This is a genomic window from Pedobacter sp. WC2423, from assembly GCF_040822065.1.
Lineage (GTDB): Bacteria > Bacteroidota > Bacteroidia > Sphingobacteriales > Sphingobacteriaceae > Pedobacter.
The window spans coordinates 574,323-595,442 of sequence record NZ_CP162005.1; the positions used below are offsets into that span (position 1 = coordinate 574,323).

12 protein-coding genes are annotated in these 21,120 nt (G+C 40.3%); 11 read left to right on the forward strand and 1 reads right to left on the reverse strand.

Annotation, left to right across the window (positions count from 1 at the left end):
• The first annotated feature begins 111 nt into the window (after window positions 1–111).
• The 6 genes from purL to AB3G38_RS02010 all read left to right on the forward strand — a co-directional run bounded on the left by purL (window position 112) and on the right by AB3G38_RS02010 (window position 9,453).
• Window positions 112–3,786 carry a phosphoribosylformylglycinamidine synthase gene (purL, locus tag AB3G38_RS01985; protein ID WP_367866824.1) on the forward strand — a complete coding sequence of 1,225 codons (3,675 nt, stop codon included), beginning with the start codon at window positions 112–114 and terminating at the stop codon, window positions 3,784–3,786.
• Between the two features lie 96 nt (window positions 3,787–3,882).
• A complete protein-coding gene (locus AB3G38_RS01990) occupies window positions 3,883–4,680 on the forward strand; it encodes a hypothetical protein (RefSeq protein ID WP_367866825.1) in 798 nt (265 codons plus the stop codon).
• 539 nt (window positions 4,681–5,219) lie between these two features.
• On the forward strand, window positions 5,220–6,422 hold the full coding sequence (locus AB3G38_RS01995; protein ID WP_367866826.1) for a hypothetical protein: 1,203 nt from the start codon (window positions 5,220–5,222) through the stop codon (window positions 6,420–6,422).
• Window positions 6,423–6,439: 17 nt separating this feature from the next.
• Window positions 6,440–7,678 (forward strand): glycine betaine/L-proline ABC transporter ATP-binding protein, encoded by a 1,239-nt coding sequence (locus AB3G38_RS02000; RefSeq protein WP_367866827.1) that lies wholly within the window; start codon window positions 6,440–6,442, stop codon window positions 7,676–7,678.
• Between the two features lies 1 nt (window position 7,679).
• Window positions 7,680–8,510, forward strand: coding sequence for an ABC transporter permease (locus tag AB3G38_RS02005; RefSeq protein WP_367866828.1), 831 nt, complete (start codon window positions 7,680–7,682; stop codon window positions 8,508–8,510).
• 73 nt (window positions 8,511–8,583) lie between these two features.
• Window positions 8,584–9,453 (forward strand): glycine betaine ABC transporter substrate-binding protein, encoded by an 870-nt coding sequence (locus AB3G38_RS02010; RefSeq protein ID WP_367866829.1) that lies wholly within the window; start codon window positions 8,584–8,586, stop codon window positions 9,451–9,453.
• A gap of 87 nt (window positions 9,454–9,540) precedes the next feature.
• Here AB3G38_RS02010 and AB3G38_RS02015 read toward each other — a convergent pair whose 3' ends face one another.
• Window positions 9,541–10,002 (reverse strand): VOC family protein, encoded by a 462-nt coding sequence (locus tag AB3G38_RS02015; protein WP_367866830.1) that lies wholly within the window; start codon window positions 10,000–10,002, stop codon window positions 9,541–9,543.
• 176 nt (window positions 10,003–10,178) lie between these two features.
• On the opposite strand from AB3G38_RS02015, the gene AB3G38_RS02020 reads away from it, so the two are divergent.
• The 5 genes from AB3G38_RS02020 (at window position 10,179) to AB3G38_RS02040 (ending at window position 21,096) form a co-directional block, all read left to right on the forward strand.
• Entirely contained in the window at window positions 10,179–11,159 is a 981-nt protein-coding gene (locus tag AB3G38_RS02020) for a glycoside hydrolase family 43 protein (RefSeq protein ID WP_367866831.1), read from the forward strand.
• Between the two features lie 295 nt (window positions 11,160–11,454).
• The gene (locus AB3G38_RS02025) at window positions 11,455–15,921 is read left to right on the forward strand and encodes a Pls/PosA family non-ribosomal peptide synthetase (protein WP_367866832.1); all 4,467 of its coding nucleotides are present in this window, start codon (window positions 11,455–11,457) and stop codon (window positions 15,919–15,921) included.
• 128 nt (window positions 15,922–16,049) lie between these two features.
• Entirely contained in the window at window positions 16,050–16,964 is a 915-nt protein-coding gene (locus AB3G38_RS02030; RefSeq protein WP_367866833.1) for an S-adenosyl-l-methionine hydroxide adenosyltransferase family protein, read from the forward strand.
• Window position 16,965: 1 nt separating this feature from the next.
• Window positions 16,966–19,644 (forward strand): TonB-dependent receptor, encoded by a 2,679-nt coding sequence (locus AB3G38_RS02035; RefSeq protein WP_367866834.1) that lies wholly within the window; start codon window positions 16,966–16,968, stop codon window positions 19,642–19,644.
• Window positions 19,645–19,857: 213 nt separating this feature from the next.
• Window positions 19,858–21,096, forward strand: a complete 1,239-nt coding sequence (locus AB3G38_RS02040; RefSeq protein ID WP_367866835.1) for an MFS transporter — start codon at window positions 19,858–19,860, stop codon at window positions 21,094–21,096.
• The last annotated feature ends 24 nt before the right edge of the window (window positions 21,097–21,120 follow it).

A 21,120-nucleotide genomic window follows, 5' to 3' on the forward strand; every position in this document is an offset into this window, starting at 1 on the left:
GCGTTGTAATTCTACATCTTAAAGTAGAATTTGCAAATTGTTGCATCTATTTTTGCAATATATAGCGGCATAGAATTTTTTTAAATTAAATTTGCGCCATAAAAACATACCATGATTTATTTCTTCTCCAACGAGCTTAATACTGTTTTTGCTTTACAATCAGAGCAAACTCTCTCATCGTCAGATATTTCTAAGTTAACTTGGCTGTTTGGCGGGGCCCGGTTCAAACAAGAAACCGTTTTGACGGAGTTCTTTATTGGTCCGCGCGCTGCAATGGTAACTCCATGGAGCACGAATGCTGTTGAAATTACGCAGAATATGGATATTCACGGGATCATCAGAATTGAAGAGTTCAAAAACACAACAGCAGATTTTACTGACTTTGATCCGATGCTGTTTCAAAAATACAGTGAACTCAATCAGGAGATTTATACGATCAGCCTTCAGCCAGAATCAATTCTGCCAATTGAAGATATTGCAGCGTATAATCAGCAGGAAGGTCTTTCCTTAAGTGAAGAAGAAGTAGATTATTTAAATAAACTTGCAGATAAACTAGGACGTAAACTGACAGACTCCGAAGTATTCGGTTTTTCTCAGGTGAATTCAGAACATTGCCGTCACAAGATTTTCAATGGTACGTTTGTGATTGATGGAGAAGAACAGCCTTCATCTTTATTTAAACTGATCCGTAAAACATCTGAGGCTAATCCTAACGGCATTGTTTCGGCCTATAAAGATAACGTAGCCTTCGTCAAAGGCCCGAGAGTGCAGCAATTTGCCCCTAAAAGAGCTGATGTACCGGATTACTATGAAATTAAAGACTTTGATTCAGTAATCTCACTGAAAGCAGAAACACATAATTTTCCAACTACTGTAGAACCTTTTAATGGTGCGGCTACAGGTTCAGGAGGAGAAATCAGAGATAGGTTAGCTGGTGGTCAGGGCTCTTTGCCTTTAGCGGGTACTGCTGTTTATATGACTTCTTTCTCTCGTCTGGAAGAAAACCGTCCATGGGAAAAAGCAGTAAACGAAAGAGACTGGTTGTACCAGACTCCAATGGATATTCTGATCAAAGCTTCAAACGGAGCTTCTGATTTCGGTAACAAATTCGGTCAGCCACTGATTACAGGTTCGATCCTTACTTTTGAACATGAGGAAGACGCCAGGAAACTTGGTTATGATAAAGTAATCATGCAGGCAGGTGGCGTTGGTTATGGAAAAGCTGACCAGGCTAAAAAAGAAAAACCTGCGCTGAATGACAAAATTGTTGTTTTAGGCGGAGAAAACTATAGAATAGGAATGGGCGGTGCTGCGGTATCTTCAGCAGATACAGGGGCTTTAGGTTCAGGTATCGAACTGAACGCTATTCAACGTTCAAATCCTGAAATGCAGAAAAGAGTTGCCAATGCCGTACGTGGTATGGTAGAAAGCGATCACAATACGATTGTATCTATTCATGATCACGGAGCAGGTGGTCACCTGAATTGTCTTTCTGAACTGGTTGAAGAGACTGGTGGAAAGATTGATTTAGATAAACTGCCAGTTGGTGATCCGACCCTTTCTGCCAAAGAAATTATCGGCAATGAATCTCAGGAACGTATGGGACTGGTGATCAGCCAGAAAAACATTGATACGTTACAGAAAATTGCTGACCGTGAAAGGGCTCCGATGTATACGGTAGGAGAAGTGACAGGTGATCATCGTTTTACTTTTGAATCTGCTACCAACGGTTCTAAACCGATGGACCTGAAAATGGAGGACATGTTTGGCAGCTCTCCGAAAGTAATCATGCAGGATAAAACGGTTGATAGAAAATATGAGCCGGTAACTTATGATGCTGCTGAACTGAATACTTATCTGGAACAAGTATTACAACTGGAAGCAGTAGCGAGTAAAGACTGGTTAACAAATAAAGTTGACCGTTGTGTGGGTGGCCGTGTGGCTAAACAACAATGTGCAGGCCCATTACAATTACCATTGAATAACTGTGGGGTAATGGCTTTGGATTTTCAAGGTAAAGACGGTATCGCAACTTCTATTGGACATGCGCCGCTTTCAGCGCTGATTGACCCTGCTGCAGGAAGCAGAAATGCTATTGCAGAGTCACTTTCAAATATTGTTTGGGCTCCTTTAAAAGATGGTTTGGAAAGTATTTCACTTTCAGCCAACTGGATGTGGGCTTGTAAAAATGAAGGCGAAGATGCCCGTTTATATAAAGCTGTAAAAGCATGTTCAGAGTTTGCAATCAGTTTAGGTATTAATATCCCTACTGGTAAAGACTCTTTATCGATGAAACAGAAATATAAAGATGGAGAAGTTATTGCGCCAGGTACAGTGATCATCTCTGCTGCTGGTCATTGTGATGACATTACCGCAGTTGTAGAACCTGTTTTACGCAAAAGCGGTGGTGCTATTTATTATATCAACCTTTCAGGAGATCGTTATAAATTAGGTGGGTCATCATTTGCACAGATCTTAAATAAAATTGGTACTGAAACTCCTGATGTTTTAGATGCAGGACAGTTTAAAACTACTTTTAATACTTTACAGGAATTAGTTAAAGCCGGGAAAATACAAGCTGGACATGATATAGGCAGTGGTGGTTTAATTACGACCCTTTTAGAATTATGTTTTGCAGACCGTAACCTGGGGGCAAACCTTGATCTTTCTGCTTTAGGAGATCAGGATATTATTGAAACACTTTTTGCGGAGAACATCGGTATCGTATTCCAGGCTGATGCAAGTGCTGAAGCTGTTCTGAATGCGAATGGTGTAGTTTATCATCAAATTGGTACGGTGAGTGAAACAGCTCAGTTAACGGTTAAAAATGCTGCTGGTAACTGGAGCTTTGATATTGATCATTTACGTGATGTATGGTTTAAAACTTCTTACCTGCTTGATCAGAAACAAAGCGGGCCGGTTAAAGCTAAAGAACGTTTTGATAACTATAAAAATCATGTATTAAACTATAGTTTTCCATTAAATTTTGATGGAAAGAAACCAGTTATTGATGCTGCTAAACCAAGACCTAAAGCTGCTGTTCTTCGTGAAAAAGGAAGTAACTCAGAAAGAGAATTGGCGAATGCAATGTATTTAGCTGGTTTTGATGTGAAAGATGTACACATGACTGATTTAATTTCAGGCAGAGAAACCCTGGAAGATATTCAGTTTATAGGTGCAGTTGGTGGATTCTCCAACTCCGATGTTTTAGGATCGGCTAAAGGCTGGGCAGGGGCGTTCTTATACAATGAGAAGGCTAAAAATGCGCTGACTAATTTCTTTAAACGTGAGGATACCTTATCAGTTGGTGTTTGTAACGGTTGCCAGTTGTTTGTAGAGCTGGGGCTGATTAACGAAGACCATGAAGAAAAACCTAAAATGTTACACAATGATAGTGCTAAACATGAGAGCATTTTTACTTCATTGACTATACAGGAAAACAATTCAGTAATGCTTTCCACTTTAGCAGGAAGCACTTTAGGGGTGTGGGTTTCACATGGTGAAGGTAAATTCCATTTGCCATATGCAGAAGATCAGTATAATATCGTATCAAAATATGCTTATGAAACTTATCCGGCTAATCCTAACGGATCTGATTACAACACAGCAATGCTGAGTGATCAAACAGGAAGACACCTGGTGATGATGCCGCATATTGAGCGTTCATTGTTCCAATGGCATTGGGCTAACTATCCTGAAGGACGTAAAGACGAAGTTTCTCCATGGATAGAGGCGTTTGTAAATGCCAGGAAATGGATTGATAAATTAGCAAAACAGACTTTTTAAAATAGCTGGAACCTTGCAGATAAGCAAGTTCTTTATCATGGCCTGATGTACTATCTTTGTATAGTATATCAGGCCATATTTATGTCAGGAGGTTTTATGAAAAAGGGTTTATTAATATTGCTGCTGTTATTTACTTACCGCGTGTATGCACAGGATGTTGTGTATGAAGTGAAAATTGGTACAGCGAGTAAGTATAAGAAAGATCCTACGCCCAGATTGGCCATGTATCTCGCATTTGATCTGCTTTTTCCTGACCGTTATCTGCCATTACAACTTTTTAAGCTTACAGGTGTTAAAAAGATGAAGGTAGAAAATACAGCTGATCCGGCTAAAAGCTTTGCGCTTGTATTTAACCGAAGAGGGCAGTGGACGGCTATGCAAACTCCAGCTGATACTTTATGGGTAACCTATAAAGACGGTGCACCTGATGAATTTATAAACCGTTCAGGGAGCATTAATAAATTTCAATATTCAGGGGACACGGTAATTTCATTGCATAACCACAAGACAGACCGCTATATCCGTAAAGGCAGGATTTTTCATAAAGTGAATAAGCATGCTGATAAATTATCGCAACCGATAACCATTTATTCTAATACGAACTGGGATTTGCCTTTGACCATCCATTATAAACAGCATCCGGATGATGATGAAATGAATATCATGACAGAAAATTTCTTTAATGACGGAAAAGGAAATTTGATTTTGGACAAGACAATTTATAGCAACAGATCACACCTGGTCTTTAAAATGGAGAATGGATTACCGGTCACTCTGAGCACCTTCAAACAGCTCATATTTGGTAATGAAAAATCAGTAAAAGAGTCGGACGTGAAGCCAGATTTGCTTAATTTCAGCTACGAATATTTTGAAAAAGAAAAAAAAACAAAATAAAATATCGTCCTTTTGAGAGCTAAAGTTTTCACTCCGTATCCAGCAGCCAGATTTACTGCCCTGATTGTCTGAAATTACGGGTTCAAACCCCGGAAAACAAACTTGTCTCAACTTTATAAATATGGGAAGAAATCAAGCTTTATGTTTGCTGACACGCCTTTTTTTATGGCTTAATAATTCTTGCATGTACTCAATTATTGTCATGAAATCAGGAAGAAATTTTGCGTCTTTTTTGCAGCTTAAAATCAGCTGAATTAACCCTTGTTTTTTCTTGTTTTTTGATGTCCAAATTCGGCCCGTTGTAGCTCCATATCCGCCACAGGGGCTAAAAACCGATAAATTTTGCTTACCTTTGCCTCGGTTTTAGTTTAAACGTCCGCTGTTAAAGACGCCATCTGAGCGTTAAATTCTAGAAAGAAACAGCACAATTTCTGTTTAAATATTCAGGGAATTTACTCCCTGAGCATTTGTTAATTAATGTTTTATTTAAAGCATTTTATGATATGCGGCAATTAAGCCGGCGTATATAAACTTTATTTATGAAAATAAAATTACAGCATATATTCAGCTGTATAGTATTTATCGTTATTTTACCTTTAACACTAATAGCGCAAGACTCTGCATCAATAAAAAAAGATACTACAGCAACTCCCTTAAAAAAGGAGACCATAATAATTCCTGCACGTCCGGATAAACCAGTACTGAAAATCGGGGGCGCATTAAGATTCAACTATAATCTATCCTCCTGGAAAAAGGAACAAGTTAAAAGAGGCGGTGATTTTGGCCTCGACATGTTTCGTATCAATGCAGCTGTTGCTTACAAGAAACTGGACTTTCACGCAGAATACCGCTTTTACTCCAAAGATTTTGGAGGGAGCTTTTTGAAAGAAGGTTATGTAAGATACCTTTTCAATGACAGTACACATATGGATATCGGGCTTGTTCAGAATCCATTTGGAAATACAACTTATAACTCTCATAACTGGTTCTTTAACCTTCCGTATTATGTCGGTTTTGAAGATAAGTTCTCGATGGGTATTAACTTCCATCAGCGCAGAAACCGTTGGGTTTATGACGTTGCCTTCTTTAAAAATGCAATGGAGCTGAACTTCGGAGATCAATCAGGAACAGATCCATCCCGTTATTCTTATGACGTTGCCGGCAGAAACAAAGAAGTTAACCAGGGTAATATCAAGACGGAGTATTTGCTGGCCGAAGACAAGAAAATCGGAATTTCCGGTATGATTGGTGGTGTATACAATATTCCTACGGGTAGAATGGGAGCCAGGTGGGCTGCTGCGTTACACACAGACCTAACGTTTGGTCGGCTTAATGTGAAGCTGCAATCCATGTACTATCAATATAATCTGTCGGATTCATCTCAGTACAAAAATAGAGTACAACTAGCAGCTTATGGATCATCATACGATGTCGCCCGTAAAGCTTACCTGCATACTGCGTCATTCGCTTATACACAGCCTGTAAAATTGGGCCCGGTAGAGTCGCTTGTTTTTTATGAGAACTACTCTTATATGAATAAACCACAAGCCGGATTTAAAGATACACAGATGAATGTACTCGGTTGTATGATCAATGCAGGAAACCTCGTGACCTATGTAGATTGGGCCGCAGGAAAAAATCAGCCCTGGTTAGGGCCGGATTGGCAAAATGGATTATCATCAGGTAATCCGGACTCTCAATGGAGCAGCCGGTTCAACATTAATATCGGTTATTATTTTTAACATAAAACGTCTATACCATGTCTAAACTTAAAATAGAAGACCTTACACTCATATTCGGTAAAGAAAAAGAGGAGGCACTCACCTTATTAAAACAAGGAAAAACCAAAGCAGAAATCCTGAAAAAAACAGGATGTACCGTTGCGGTGAAAAATGCCAGTTTTAATATAGAAAAAGGCGAATTTTTTGTAATTATGGGCTTATCAGGCAGTGGTAAGTCTAGTTTGCTCAGATGTTTTAACAGATTAATTGAGCCCACTTCGGGTAGCGTCATTTTGAATGATGTCAATATTACCAGTCTTGGAGATAAGGAATTACAGAACGTCCGTAAAAAAGAGATGGCCATGGTTTTCCAGAATTTTGGCCTGTTACCACACCGTACTGTATTGGAAAATGTAGCCTTTGGCCTGGAATTACAGGATATCCCAAAAGAACAACGGGAAGCAAAAGCTCAGGAAGTTGTGGAGATGGTGAGTCTGAAAGGCTATGAAAATCAGAATACTTCAGAGCTTTCAGGCGGGATGCAGCAACGTGTGGGTTTAGCCCGCGCTTTGGCGAATGATCCTGAAATCCTGTTAATGGATGAAGCTTTCTCAGCACTGGATCCGCTGATCCGTACACAAATGCAGGATGAGCTGATTGACTTGCAGGAAAAAATGCATAAAACAATTGTTTTTATTACGCATGATCTTGACGAAGCAATCCGCCTTGGAGACCGTATTGCCATTATGAAAGATGGTGAAGTGATCCAGATTGGTACTCCTGAAGATATTTTAACCAATCCGGCAGATGAATATGTGTCTTCTTTTGTAGAAAAAGTGGACCGGAAATCAATTATTACTGCGGCCAGTCTGATGTTTGAAAAGCCTACTGTAGCAATTTTCAAAAAAGATGGGGTAGAAGGTAGTTTAAGAAAGATGCGTTCTTCGGGATTAACATCGCTGCCAGCAGTTTCTGTAGATAAACATTTCCTTGGTTTCGTTTATCTGAAAGATATTCTGGAACTCAAAGCCAAAGGGCACCAAACTATAGAAATGGCTATCGTCAAAGATGTACCGGTGGCTTACCCGGAAACTACAGTGGAACAAATGCTTCCATTTATTGCAGAAAACGGAAGAGCAGTACCAATTATTGACAGAGAGACCAATAAACTGCTTGGAATCGTTGCACAAACGTCTCTTTTGATAGAGACTACAGGAACTTCCTGGGAAAATGTGAATGGAAACTCAATTGATAACTTACAAAACGAAGTAATATAATATGATACATATAGGACCTTATATAGAAGAATTTATAAACTGGCTTACCAGCAATTTTGGAGCATTATTTAATATCATCAAGATCATTGTGATCTCAGTAGTGGACTCCGTGGAATGGGTATTGATGTTCCCTCCATTTTATGTGATCATTTTACTGGTCGCCTTCCTGGCCTGGAAACGTACCGGTTTAGGCGTAACGATATTTACTATTTTAGGCTTAACGCTGATCTGGGCAATGGGCTACTGGGGACAAACGATGGCTACATTGGCGCTGATTCTGTCTGCTGCTTTTATTGCACTTTTAATGGGTGTACCTATGGGAATATGGGCTGCTAAAAACCCTCTGGCAGGGAAAATTATGAGACCCATACTCGATTTAATGCAAACCATGCCCGCATTTGTGTACCTGATCCCGGCAGTATTATTTTTTGGTTTAGGGAAGGTGCCCGGGGCATTTGCGACTATTATCTTTGCAATGCCGCCTGCGGTTCGTTTAACTACTCTGGGGATCAGTCAGGTACCTAAAGAAATTGTAGAGGCAACCCGTTCATTCGGTGCTACACCAGGACAATTGCTTTTTAAAGTAGAATTGCCTTTGGCATTGCCTACTATACTTGCAGGAGTAAATCAAACGATTATGATGGCACTTTCTATGGTAGTTATTTCAGCAATGATTGCAGCCGGAGGATTGGGCGAAGTGGTATTGAAAGGGATTACCCAGCTGAAAATAGGATTAGGATTTGAAGGTGGTATCGCTGTGGTAATCCTGGCAATTATCCTGGATCGTATTACACAATCTTTCGGAAACACCAAAAAGAAAAATATGGCCTAAGCTGCAAGCTCAGGTTTCAAAACGCAATAAAAATTGATAAATGATATTCAGTAAAAAAAATAAATCTATTCAAATGAAGAAAGTAATCAGCGGATTATTAATAGCACTGACAGCGACTGCACTTTACTCTTGTGGAGGTCGCGCTGCGAACAATAAAAAAGTAACCATTGGCTATGTAAACTGGGCAGAAGGCGTTGCCATGACTCAGTTATCAAAAGTATTACTGGAAAAAGAAGGTTATACTGTAGAACTGAAGAATGCCGATGTTGCACCAATTTTTGCAGCAGTAGCAGGTGGGGATGCAGATATCTTTATGGATGCCTGGATGCCGGTTACGCACAAAGAATACATGGATAAGTTTGGTGCAAAATTAGAAGTTTTGGGTACAAACTATGCAAATGCACGTATTGGTTTAGTGGTTCCTGATTATGTAAAAGTAAACAGTATTGAAGAATTGAATGCAAATGCTGCACTTTTTGAGGGTAAAATTACTGGAATCGATGCTGGTGCAGGCATCATGAATAAAGCTGAACTGGCCATTAAAGACTATAAATTAAAACTGGAATTGCAGTCTGCAAGTGAAGCAGCAATGCTGGCGATCTTAAAGAAAAGTATTGATGCTAAAAAACCAGTAGTGATTACAGGCTGGTCACCGCATTATATTTTCAGTACTTATAAATTGAAATTCCTGGCTGATCCTAAAGGTGTTTTCGGAAAGGTTGAAACCCTGCAAACTGTTGCCAATAAAGACTTTGTGAAATTAAACCCACAGGTGACATCATTTTTTAGAAACTTTCAGCTAGACGATGCGCAATTAGGTTCATTAATGGCTGCACTTAATGGTGCTGACGATGAAAAAGCAGCAGTTGAAAAATGGCTGGCCGCTAACACGGAATTTGCTGTTAGAATGAGCTCTTTTTTAAAGACTGAATCTGTAAAATAGTAAAAAAATGGCTGCTTGTAATCGGTGCCATTACTAACAAAAGGCTATATGTCCCTATAATAGAAGGATATATAGCCTTTTTCTGTTTTATGCGTCTTTCAACGCCTGAATATCGAGCTTATCCATTTTCAGCATTGCGTTCATCACTCTGGCAGTTTTTTCAGGATCATTATGATGTAACAATCTGCTTAAATCAGCAGGTACAATTTGCCATGATAGGCCAAACTTATCTTTAAGCCAGCCACATCTTGATTTTTCTCCCCCTGCTGATAACTTTTCCCAGAACTCATCTATTTCTTCTTGCGAATGACAGTTCACGAAGAGCGAAATTGCCGGCGTGAAAGAAAACATAGGGCCTCCGTTCATTCCCAGGAAATCTTGTCCGTCCAGATGAAAAGAAGCAGACATGACTGAACCCTTTGGCATAGGACCGCCCTCCCCATGATAAGAAATGTTTTGAATTACTGAATTTTTAAAGATGGAAGTGTAGAAATGAATTGCCTCTTCCAGGTTGTTGTCGAACCATAAAAATGGGGTTATTTTTTTCATACGTAATATATTTGGTGGTTAATTATTCTTAATTTAATTACTCCTACATTAGGAAAAGCAGTAGTTAAGCCCGTTTAAAGTTTAAATATACCTTGGTAATTTGATTAAATGAAGGGGGAAAAGAGACATTTAATGGGTGAAATCGTGCCTTTAAGCCTAAACCAATAACCACAATTATGAAACGTATTTTGATCCTTTTTGCTTGCTCAGCTTTCGGAACTTGTTTATTTGCGCAGAAAAAACCAGTTAAAACCCCGGGTAATCCGATTTTTCAAGGCTGGTATGCAGATCCTGAAGCCGCAGTTTTTGGTGATAAATTCTGGGTATATCCAACTTATTCCGCTAAATATGAAGAACAAGTATTTATGGATGCTTTTTCTTCATCAGATCTGGTTACCTGGAAAAAACATGGCCATGTACTGGATACTGCCAATTTTAAATGGGCAAAAAAAGCAGTGTGGGCACCTTCCATTACTAAAAAAGGCGACCAATATTATCTGTTTTTTGGTGCAAATGATATACAAAGTGATCAGGAAACAGGAGGAATCGGGATCGGCGTAGCTGATAAACCCGAGGGCCCTTTTAAAGATTATCTCGGAAAACCGTTAATTGATAAATTTTATAATGGTGCCCAGCCGATAGATCAGTTTATATTTAAAGATAAAGACGGTCAGTATTATTTGATATATGGCGGATGGGGACACTGTAATATCGGAAAAATGAAACCTGATTTTACCGGGTTCATCCCATTTGAAGACGGCAAATTATTCAAAGAAATTACCCCTCAGGGTTATGTAGAAGGCCCTTATATGTTTATCAGGAATGGAAAATATTACTTCATGTGGTCAGAAGGCGGATGGACAGGCCCTGATTATTCTGTGGCTTATGCAGTAGCCGATTCACCAATGGGGCCATTTAAAAGAGTAGATAAAATACTCAAACAAGACCCGAAAGTTGCCACTGGTGCAGGTCATCATTCTATTATCAAACACCCGCAAACTGATGATTATTATATCGTTTACCACAGAAGACCTTTAAATGAAAGCAATGGAAATCACCGGGTAACCTGTATCGATAAAATGGAGTTTGATACTAACGGATTGATTAAACCGGTACAGATCACGTTTGAAGGCGTAAAAAGTAATCCAATCAAATGATAGAATTGAGCTGATGGCGTGAATGAGGATTATTTCTTTAATTTGTTACAATTAAAGCCTGATAAAGACGTTTTGTTCGTATTTTAATAATAAAACTGAACAATTTCATAATTACACTTCCGGACTGGTTTTTGTAAACCATAAAAGCATACAATAATGGCCTGATTGATTTAAATCCTATTTAATAGCAATAGGGTGATGATAATAAGAGAAAAAACAACTAAGTTGTACATCCCTTATCGATTGGGATTATATACTGATTTTTGCTAAGAATTTTAAATACGCTGCTACACAAATGAATGAATTAACCGGGTCTTCTAAACAAACTTTGAATTTATTAAGTGCTGTTACAGGAGCTGTTTATGTACTGTTGAATAAATATCAGGCCTATCTGAACGATGTCGTTAAGATTGAACTGGGCATTCAGGAAAACGGGCAGGACGGAAAAATAAAAAAAGCAATAGAATTTGAACAGCTATTGGATGGTTCGTTGACTTTCAATTCCTTAAGTGATCGGATATCCAACAGTATCAATGCCCTGAACAGCAATCCGGCTGATGACTTTTTATTACTGATTATCTGGAAGAGTGACGATCAGGCCAATGAATATAAATGTATCATTCGTATAGAAGATGGTGATGTGGCTGGCTCAGTATTCAGCTGTAAAGACACTGCATTTTACGCTGCCGTTTTTAAACAAGCACACAACCACTTTCTGAATGTATTACAACAAGTAGCGGAAAATCCGGCGATACAAATCTCCAAACTCTCCTTTATGGACGAACAGGAGCTGGAACAGCTGACCATTTTTAACACCGGCCTGATTGATAATGCAGTTGCAACGCCAGAATTATTACACTCTATATTTGAACGTACTGCGTTAACTTTTCCTCAAAACAAGGCGGTACATGCCGGAAGCAGGCAGGTCAGTTACCAGGAATTAAATCTGGCCGCAAACCAGCTTGCCGGCCGCTTAATTGAAAGAGGTATACAAAAGGGTGATTTTGTGGGGATTTTACTCAAACGTTCCCCTGAAGTTTATCTTTCCATGCTTGCTATTCTCAAAGCAGGAGCAGCTTATGTACCACTGGATATCGGTTATCCTGAAGACAGGGTGAGCTTTATCCTGGAAGATTGCGGTGCTAAATTTTTATTAAGTGATGAAGCCTGTTCTGCCAGCTTCAAACTTTCCTGCGAAGTAATCCTGGTGGATGACCATTCATTTGCCATTCGTCAAAACAATAACAATTCACCGGAAATAGAGATTACAGTCGCTGATCCGGCTTATATGATTTATACCTCCGGGTCAACAGGACGTCCTAAAGGTGTAATTATTTCACATGCAGCGATCAGTAACCTGGTTAAAGGAGAAGATCGCCTGTTTGAACTGAACCCACAGGATAAAGTTGCACAAGTTTTCTCTGTGGCCTTTGATGCTTCTTTAGAAGAAATCTGGCTGGCTTTCAGATCAGGAGCTGCTTTATTCCCTGTTTCGGAAGCTGTGATGCACTCCGGATCAGATCTGAGTGACTATATCGCAACCCATCAGCTCACGGTATTGTCTACTGTGCCGACCATGCTTTCAATGATGCAATACCCTTTGCCATCGCTGCGCCTGCTGATTCTTGGTGGAGAAAACTGTCCGCATGAACTACTATTGCCATGGCATAGCAGCGGCCTGAGAATTGTGAATACTTACGGCCCTACAGAAGCAACGGTAATTGCTACCTATGCTGATTTTAACCCTTTACATAAAATAACAATCGGAAAACCCGCAGTTAATTATACCACCTATATCCTGGATGAACAACATTTACCAGTACCTATTGGTGTACCCGGTGAACTTTGTATCGGCGGACCTGGGCTGGCTATTGGTTATTTGCATCAGCCTGAACTAACTGCTGAGAAATTCATTCAGCCAGCTTTTACAATCGCCGATAATGCTCCATGCTGTCTATACCGCAGTGGTGACCTTGCCCGTTTCAATGAACAGGGGAACATTGAATTTTTAGGACGTATAGATCTTCAGGTAAAACTCAGAGGTTATAGAATAGAGCTTTCAGAAATAGAATCGCAGTTACTGCAAATTGAGAGTATTAAGAATGCGGTCGTTACCGTTAAAGAAGATGAGCAGAAAGTACAAAGGCTGGTCGCTTACCTGATTTTGAAAGGAGAAGCAGATACGTTTAACGAAGAGGGTTGTAAAACACAGCTTAAAGCCAGGTTAGCGCCTTATATGGTACCTGCGGTATTTGTAATTATGGATGCCTTTCCACTGCTGGCCAGTGGTAAAGTAGACCGTAAACTCTTGCCTCAGCCTGTTAAGAAATATAAAACAGAGGGACGTAAACTCGTAGCTCCCCGCACTCTAACAGAAACGATGCTGCTGGAGGTATGGAAAAAATATTTTGAACCACAGGAAGTTTCTGTGACCGATGACTTCTTTGACCTTGGCGGACACTCCCTTGTTGCTTCCATGATGGTTTCGGAATTGCGGAAAACAGGTGCTGCTGCACAAATCTCTGTGCAGGACATTTATACTTGTCGCAGTTTAGAAAAACTTGCGGCTAAAATCAGCGCGATTGCTGAGGACAATGAACAATTACCAAAAGAGAAAGCCGAACCCACTGTCAGACTAAAAGTGCCGGCAGGAATGAAGGCCATAACCTCATTTTTGCAATTAATCAGTGTGCTGATCTTTTTTATGATAGGCTCAGCAGGGCTGATGGCACCTTTTGTTATTCGTCATTTCGGCTCATCAACCAAGGTACATGACCTTTTGGTTTATGGCGTAACGGGTTTCTCTGCTTTATTCTTTTCTATCATTATCCTTTCCATTGCAGCGAAATGGATACTGATTGGTAAATTCAAAGCAGGCAGATATCCGCTTTGGGGCTGGTATTACCTGCGTTTCTGGATTGTAAAGAAACTGATTGATCTGAGTCCGATTGGCATTTTAAGCGGAACACCATTTCTAAAATGGTATTTCAGCCTGATGGGTGCAAAAATAGGAAAACGTGTTTTCCTGGGTTCAGACAGAATCCGGGTATTCGACTTGCTGACTATCGGTGATGGCTCCAGCATTTCCAAAGAATCACATTTACTCGGTTATAAAATTGAAGATGGTGCGCTGATTATCGGTAGTTTAACCATTGGGGAAAACTGTTTTGTGGGTACGCGTTCCGTAATTTCGCCGGGTGCAGTGATGGAAAATGGCGCTGGAATAGGAGAGCTGTCGCAACTTCAGCCAGACACTACGATTCCTGCAGGAGCTTACTGGAAAGGAACGCCAGCGGTACATATCGGGCCAAACAAAGCAGCACCCGCTATCAAATTTATCGGACAGAATAAACCGATGAATTTTGCATTGTATGTGGCTGTGCTGGCTTTAACTTTAGGCTTTGTCTTCGTTTTTCCTTTCGGATTAAGTATTCCGTTTATCGTGATCTATTACGAAGTCGTCTTATCTTTTGGTCTGGGCTGGGCAATGATACTTTCTATCCCGATTTCGGCTATGTATATTATCATTTACTGTGCTTCGGTAGCGCTGTTCAAATGGCTGATCATTGGTAAACTCAAAGAAGAGGCTTTCAGTATGTACAGCTACAAGTATATCCGCAAATGGGCAGTGGATTCGCTGATGAATATGAGTTTAACTTACTTCAGATCCGTTTATGCGACCATATACCTGTCTTCCTGGTTAAGACTGATGGGGACGCGTATTGGTAAAGCCACTGAAATATCAACCGTAAATCAAATCACGACCGACCTGGTAAAAATAGGGGCAGGAAGTTTTCTGGCCGATTCTGTGAGTTTAGGCTCTCCTGAAGTACACCAGGGTACAATGTACCTGCGTCAGATTACTATCGGAAATAAAACTTTTATTGGAAACAGTGCGGTGATTTCATCAGGAGATACGATCGGCAGCAATTGCCTGATCGGTGTATTGTCTACACCGCCAGCTAATATCGAGAAAAAATATATCAATGATTCATCCTGGCTTGGTGCTCCGCCAATGTATTTGCCTAAAAGACAGGAAAGTGTGAAGTTTGCCGATGACCTGACTTTCAGACCTACCAATAAATTATATATTCAGCGTGGTATCATTGAGCTTTTCAAAATTACTTTGCCTTATGCCATTACTTCGGTGATCTTATTGTTATTCTATCATTTAATTGATAACTATTATGCTCATTCCAGCAGGCATATCGCTTATACCCTGAGTATCGCCCCGTTTTTATTGCTTGCGCTGATTGGCGTCTCTGCTTTAATTACTGTGTTGTTTAAAAAGGTACTGATTGGTACTTATAAACCCTCAAACCAACCGCTCTGGAGTATGTTTGTCTGGAAAAATGAACTCGTTAATTCCCTGTGTGAAAACATGGTCTACCCGCTACTGGTCAATACATTATTGGGGACGCCATTTGCACCTGTATTTTTCAGAATGATGGGTTGTGACATTGGAAAAGACGTTTATATGGATACCAGTGAGATCACAGAATTCGATCTTGTGCATATAGGGGATCATGTAGCCATTAACCACATGTGTACTATACAAACTCACTTATTTGAAGACCGTGTGATGAAAATGGCGCACCTGAATATAGGTGATAATTGTAATGTAGGGGCAATGAGTGTAGTGCTTTATGATTCTACCCTGGAAGAAGGGGCGACTTTACAAGCACTATCCTTAGTGATGAAAGGGGAAACAATTCCGAAGCGAACACAATGGGCAGGTTCGCCAGCCAAATTTGTGAAGTAGTTCAATAGGATGGTGAGGTGAAATCGTAGCATAGAAAAATAACAAGGGGAAATAAAGTTGATTATATAGGTTTAATTGTTGCAACTCTGGGTTTATCTACTAAATTTGTAGACTTTAGATAAAACCAGATGATCACAAACCTAAAATACAGTATTACCTTAATTTTTCTATTCTTTATTACCGGCCTGGCTTCAGCTCAAAACAAAATTCTTGTTTTTCAATCAGACTTTGGCTTAAAAGACGGTGCAGTATCTGCGATGAAAGGAGTAGCTATTGGCGTTTCGCCGGATCTTAAAATATTCGACCTCACGCATGAAATACCTGCTTATAATATCTGGGAGGCTGCTTACCGATTAGTTCAGACCGTACCTTATTATCCAGCCGGAACAGTATTCGTTTCTGTGGTAGACCCGGGAGTAGGGACGAGCCGCAAATCTGTAGTGCTTAAAACTAAAACAGGACAATTTATCGTGACACCAGATAATGGTACGCTGACTTTAGTTGCGCAATCTCTGGGGATTGAAGAAGTCCGGGAAATCAATGAGGTTAAAAACAGACGTAAAGATTCAGAGAAGTCTTATACTTTCCACGGACGTGATGTTTACGCTTTTACCGGAGCAAGATTAGCTTCAGGTGCAATCACCTATGATCAGGTTGGAAATGAACTTCCAAAACAAGTTGTAGAGATTCCTTATCAAAAAGCTACGCTGGAAAATGGCAAACTTAAAGGAAGCATCTCTATTCTTGATGTACAGTTCGGCAATATCTGGACAGACATTACCGCAGACCTGGTCAAACAGCTTAACCCGCGATATGGAGACGTCATGCACTTGCAAATCTTCCACAAAGGAAAGAAAGTTTATGAAGGAGATGCGCCTTATAGTCAGACTTTTGGCGCTGTTGCCGAAGGTAAGCCTTTAAGTTATCTGAATAGCCTGTTACAGTTGTCTTTCGCTTTAAACCAGGCTAACTTTGCTGCAGTTCATCAGATTGCCAGTGGCAATGAATGGAGTGTAGAAGTAACTTTAAAGAAGGGTAAATAAGATGAAGAGATTAATTAGCGCTTTCCTTTTTCTTCTGATTTCAACTGCTGCTTTCTCACAAAACCGGACGATAACAGGCCGGGTTACAGACCAGCACAACAATCCATTACCCGGTGCAACGATTGTACTATCGCCGGATGGCAAACAAACCACCAGCGATCAATCCGGTGCCTTTAAAATAACGGCAACTGCCGGTACACAGCTGATCGGAGTTAACTTTGTTGGGTATAAACTCTTTAAAGAAAAGCTGACCGCTGTAAACTATTATACCATCAGCTTACAGCCGGATGAAGCGGTGCTGGATGAAGTCGTTTTGGTCGGTACGCGCAGTACAGGCAGAACAAGATTGAATACCGCAGTGCCTGTAGATGTATTCAATATCCCAAAATTACAGCTGATGGCACCGCAGAATGATTTAAACCAGCTGCTGCAATATGCTTCACCCTCTTTTAACTCTAACCGCCAGTCCTCTTCTGATGGTAGTGAACATATTGATCCGGCCAGTATCCGTGGATTAGGCCCTGATCAGTTACTGGTGTTAATGAATGGGAAACGCAGACACACGACTTCTCTGGTAAACAACCAGGGAACGGTGGGCAATGGATCTGTAGGCACAGATATGAATACCATTCCAGCCTCTGCTATTGAAAGAATTGAGGTTTTAAGAGATGGTGCTTCTGCACAATACGGCTCAGATGCAATTGCAGGTGTGGTTAATATCGTTCTGAAACAAAATACGGGTAAATTACTGATTGCAGCGACAGGGGGGATTACTTCCAGAGGTGATGGACAGGTGGGGCAGCTCAATCTGAACTATGGAACTGCCTTAGGTAAAAATGGTGGTTATTTAAACCTGACTGCCGAAGGTGCTTACCGGGGTAAAACCACACGTGACCAGAACAATGACCTGATTATTTTTGATCAGTCTGCTAATCCGGCCCGTGCTTACGATGATGCCCGGTTAAAAGCAAGAGGTTTAACCAGAGATGATTTTAATTTCCAGATCGGAGATGCTAAAATTCAGAACCTGTCTGCTTTTTTTAACCTTGGACTTCCGTTTAACCATGGGGAAACTGAATTTTATGCCTTTGGCGGATATAATTACAGAACCGGAGAAGGCTTTGGCTTTCGCAGGCTGCCGGCTAACCCTTCAGTAAATGTATACAGTATTTTTCCTGATGGATACCAGCCCAATACGACTTCAAAGATCAATGACAGGTCTTTGGCATTTGGATTTAAACAGAAACTGGGGAATTGGAATGCTGACCTGAGCAATACTTTGGGTGACAACAGGTTTGACTACGAAGTGAACAATACCGTGAATGCTTCTTTACAGGATAAATCTCCAACCAGCTTTAAAGCAGGAGGGCATGAATTCCTTCAAAATACAACTAACCTTGACTTTAGCCGTAAACTTGATGTTGCTTCGGGCTTAAACGTTGCTTTTGGTGCAGAATTCAGAGTGGACGATTACCAGATCAGGGCAGGTGAAGAAGCTTCCTGGAAAAATTATGCTTTGATTACAAATCCTGATGGTACGGTTTCCAACCCTTCAGGACTTGCAGGAGGTTCACAATCATTCAACGGGTTTTCTCCTGATAATGTGGTGCATAAAAACAGGAGCAATACCGGATTATATGCCGATGGTGAACTGGATATAACTTCAAAATGGCTCATCAGTGGTGCAGCCAGGTTTGAACATTATAGTGACTTTGGCTCTACTGTAAGTGGTAAATTCGCTACCCGTTACAAGATCACCCCGAAATTTAATATCAGGGGGGCCATCAGTAATGGATTCAGAGCGCCATCCCTGCATCAGCAATATTTTAGTGCGGTAAGTACCGATATTTTACCTGACAATACCTTAGGGCAATCGGGATTTTTTATCAATAGCAGCCCTGTCGCCAAAGCTTTGGGGATTCCGGAATTAAAGCAGGAAACCTCCATGAATTACAGCCTTGGTTTTACAGCTCAGCCTTTTAGGAATTTCAGTATTTCGGTAGATGGTTATCTGACTGCTATTAAAAACAGGATTGTGCTGACCGGAAGCTTCGGTTATGATGCATTTGGAGATCCCGTTCCTGAAGTTCAAAGTATCATTAATTCTTTTGGTGTATCTTCTGCACGCTTTTTCAGCAATGCAATTGATACCAGGACTATCGGCGTAGATGTTGTGGCAGATTATAATATCAGATCAGGCGGCCATACTTATGGCGCTTCCCTGGGTTTTAATATTAACAGGAATAAAATTATTGGTGACCTGCATATCCCGGATCAGTTAAAAGGGCAGGAGGATATCTTTTTCTCACCGAATGACAGAACTTTGATTACAGAGGGAACACCAAGGATAAAAACCAATCTTGCGCTGAATTATGGCTACAAGAATTTCAGTTTACTGCTGCGTAACGTTTACTTTGGAAAAGTGGCCAGAAACAGTTTCCCTTATGGAGAAGAGCAGATTCATAGTGGAAAAGTGGTAACTGACCTATCCTTAAGCTATAACGTAAAACCTGTGACCTTTACTTTGGGTGCGAATAACCTTTTTGATATCTTTCCTGATCAGCAAATTTATGCCAACAGTTATTTTGGTGTATTTAAATATGCTTCAGTGCAGATGGGAACCCTTGGAAGTTATTGCTTTCTGCGGGCGACACTGGAGTTACCCAATAAAAAGAGATAAATGGAAGGCTAAAGGCAGGAAGTAATCTTGTCTTTAGTTTCTTTTTGTTTGAATTGTGTAATAATTCGGGAATATGAATCACCTGTATTCTTTGTTCATTGCTATCTGAGCTGCATTGTTAATCATGATTTAATATACTATCATTGAATTGTGTAATCATTTATTTGATTATTGTAATTGCAGGAGTTGCTAAAGTGGTAATTTTGTAGCATTATGATAACGATTACCTCCAAATCGAAAGCTATTAAAGATCAAAACCAGGGAATAGCCACCCTGTTAGCTTTTGCCTTACTACCTCTATCTGGCTTTGCAACTGATATCTATATTCCGTCTTTGCCAACCATGGCAGGGGAGATGAATGTGAGCAGTATCCAGGTGCAGCTTACCTTAAGTATCTTTCTGATCAGTTATGGTGTTTCTCAACTCTTTATCGGGAGTGTCCTGGATAGTTTTGGTCGCTATAAAATCTCTTTGATTTCCCTGGTAATTTTCGCACTGGCAAGTTTTACGATTGCAACTACACACAATATCTATCTGATTTACCTGATGCGGGTTATCCACGGATTAACGGTTGGTGCAATTATCGTAGCCAAGCGTGCTTATTTTGTAGATGTATTTTCCGGAGATAAATTAAAACATTATTTAAGTCTTTTCTCTATTATCTGGTCTACAGGCCCGATTGTCGCTCCTTTTATAGGCGGTTATTTACAAGCAGCCTTCGGTTGGGAGTCTAACTTTTACTTTTTAGGTGGTTTTGCACTGGTACTGCTGGTATTGGAAATGATTTATAGTGGAGAAAGCCTCGTACACTTTACCGAGTTCCGTTTCCGTAATATTTTAAATATCTATACCACCATGGTGAAGACTGCAAGTTTCTCATTGGGCATAGTGATGCTTGGACTGGCTTACTGTATGGTGATGATTTATAATATGACAGGCCCTTTCATCATTGAGCATCATTTACAGCTTTCACCTATTATTGCAGGTTATAGTTCCCTGTTTTTAGGTTTTGCATGGATGGTCGGCGGATTTATTGGTAAAGCGACAATTAACAAGCCTTTCTTTAGAAGACTTGCTGTTAATGTCGGCTTGCAGGTTGCCTTTGTGACTGTGATGATCATCAGTCTTAACTTTATCAGTAATTTATATTCTATGCTGTTCTTTGCCTTTATCATTCATGTAGGCGCAGGTTATACTTTTAACAACTATTTCACCTTCTGTTTAGGTAAGTTTCCAAAAAATGCAGGTATTGCAGGGGGCCTTACCGGTGGAATCACTTATGTCATTGTTTCCTTCCTGAGTTATGGGATTGTGAATGTCGTACCCGCAAAAGACGAAACAAATCTGAGCTACAGCTATTTGATTCTGATTGCACTTTCGGTAGTGATTATGCTGATCATTGCTAGTATCAATAAGAAAGCTGCAAATCAACCCGCAGCACAAACCGTATAGCAGTCAAAAACAGAACGGGATCTT

Bases quoted from the DNA above. Each gene is read 5' to 3' on its own strand.
- purL (WP_367866824.1), top strand. From the start codon at position 112: ATGATTTATTTCTTCTCCAACGAGCTTAATACTGTTTTTGCTTTACAA.
- AB3G38_RS01990 (WP_367866825.1), top strand. From the start codon at position 3,883: ATGAAAAAGGGTTTATTAATATTGCTGCTGTTATTTACTTACCGCGTG.
- AB3G38_RS01995 (WP_367866826.1), top strand. From the start codon at position 5,220: ATGAAAATAAAATTACAGCATATATTCAGCTGTATAGTATTTATCGTT.
- AB3G38_RS02000 (WP_367866827.1), top strand. From the start codon at position 6,440: ATGTCTAAACTTAAAATAGAAGACCTTACACTCATATTCGGTAAAGAA.
- AB3G38_RS02005 (WP_367866828.1), top strand. From the start codon at position 7,680: ATGATACATATAGGACCTTATATAGAAGAATTTATAAACTGGCTTACC.
- AB3G38_RS02010 (WP_367866829.1), top strand. From the start codon at position 8,584: ATGAAGAAAGTAATCAGCGGATTATTAATAGCACTGACAGCGACTGCA.
- AB3G38_RS02015 (WP_367866830.1), bottom strand. From the start codon at position 10,002: ATGAAAAAAATAACCCCATTTTTATGGTTCGACAACAACCTGGAAGAG.
- AB3G38_RS02020 (WP_367866831.1), top strand. From the start codon at position 10,179: ATGAAACGTATTTTGATCCTTTTTGCTTGCTCAGCTTTCGGAACTTGT.
- AB3G38_RS02025 (WP_367866832.1), top strand. From the start codon at position 11,455: ATGAATGAATTAACCGGGTCTTCTAAACAAACTTTGAATTTATTAAGT.
- AB3G38_RS02030 (WP_367866833.1), top strand. From the start codon at position 16,050: ATGATCACAAACCTAAAATACAGTATTACCTTAATTTTTCTATTCTTT.
- AB3G38_RS02035 (WP_367866834.1), top strand. From the start codon at position 16,966: ATGAAGAGATTAATTAGCGCTTTCCTTTTTCTTCTGATTTCAACTGCT.
- AB3G38_RS02040 (WP_367866835.1), top strand. From the start codon at position 19,858: ATGATAACGATTACCTCCAAATCGAAAGCTATTAAAGATCAAAACCAG.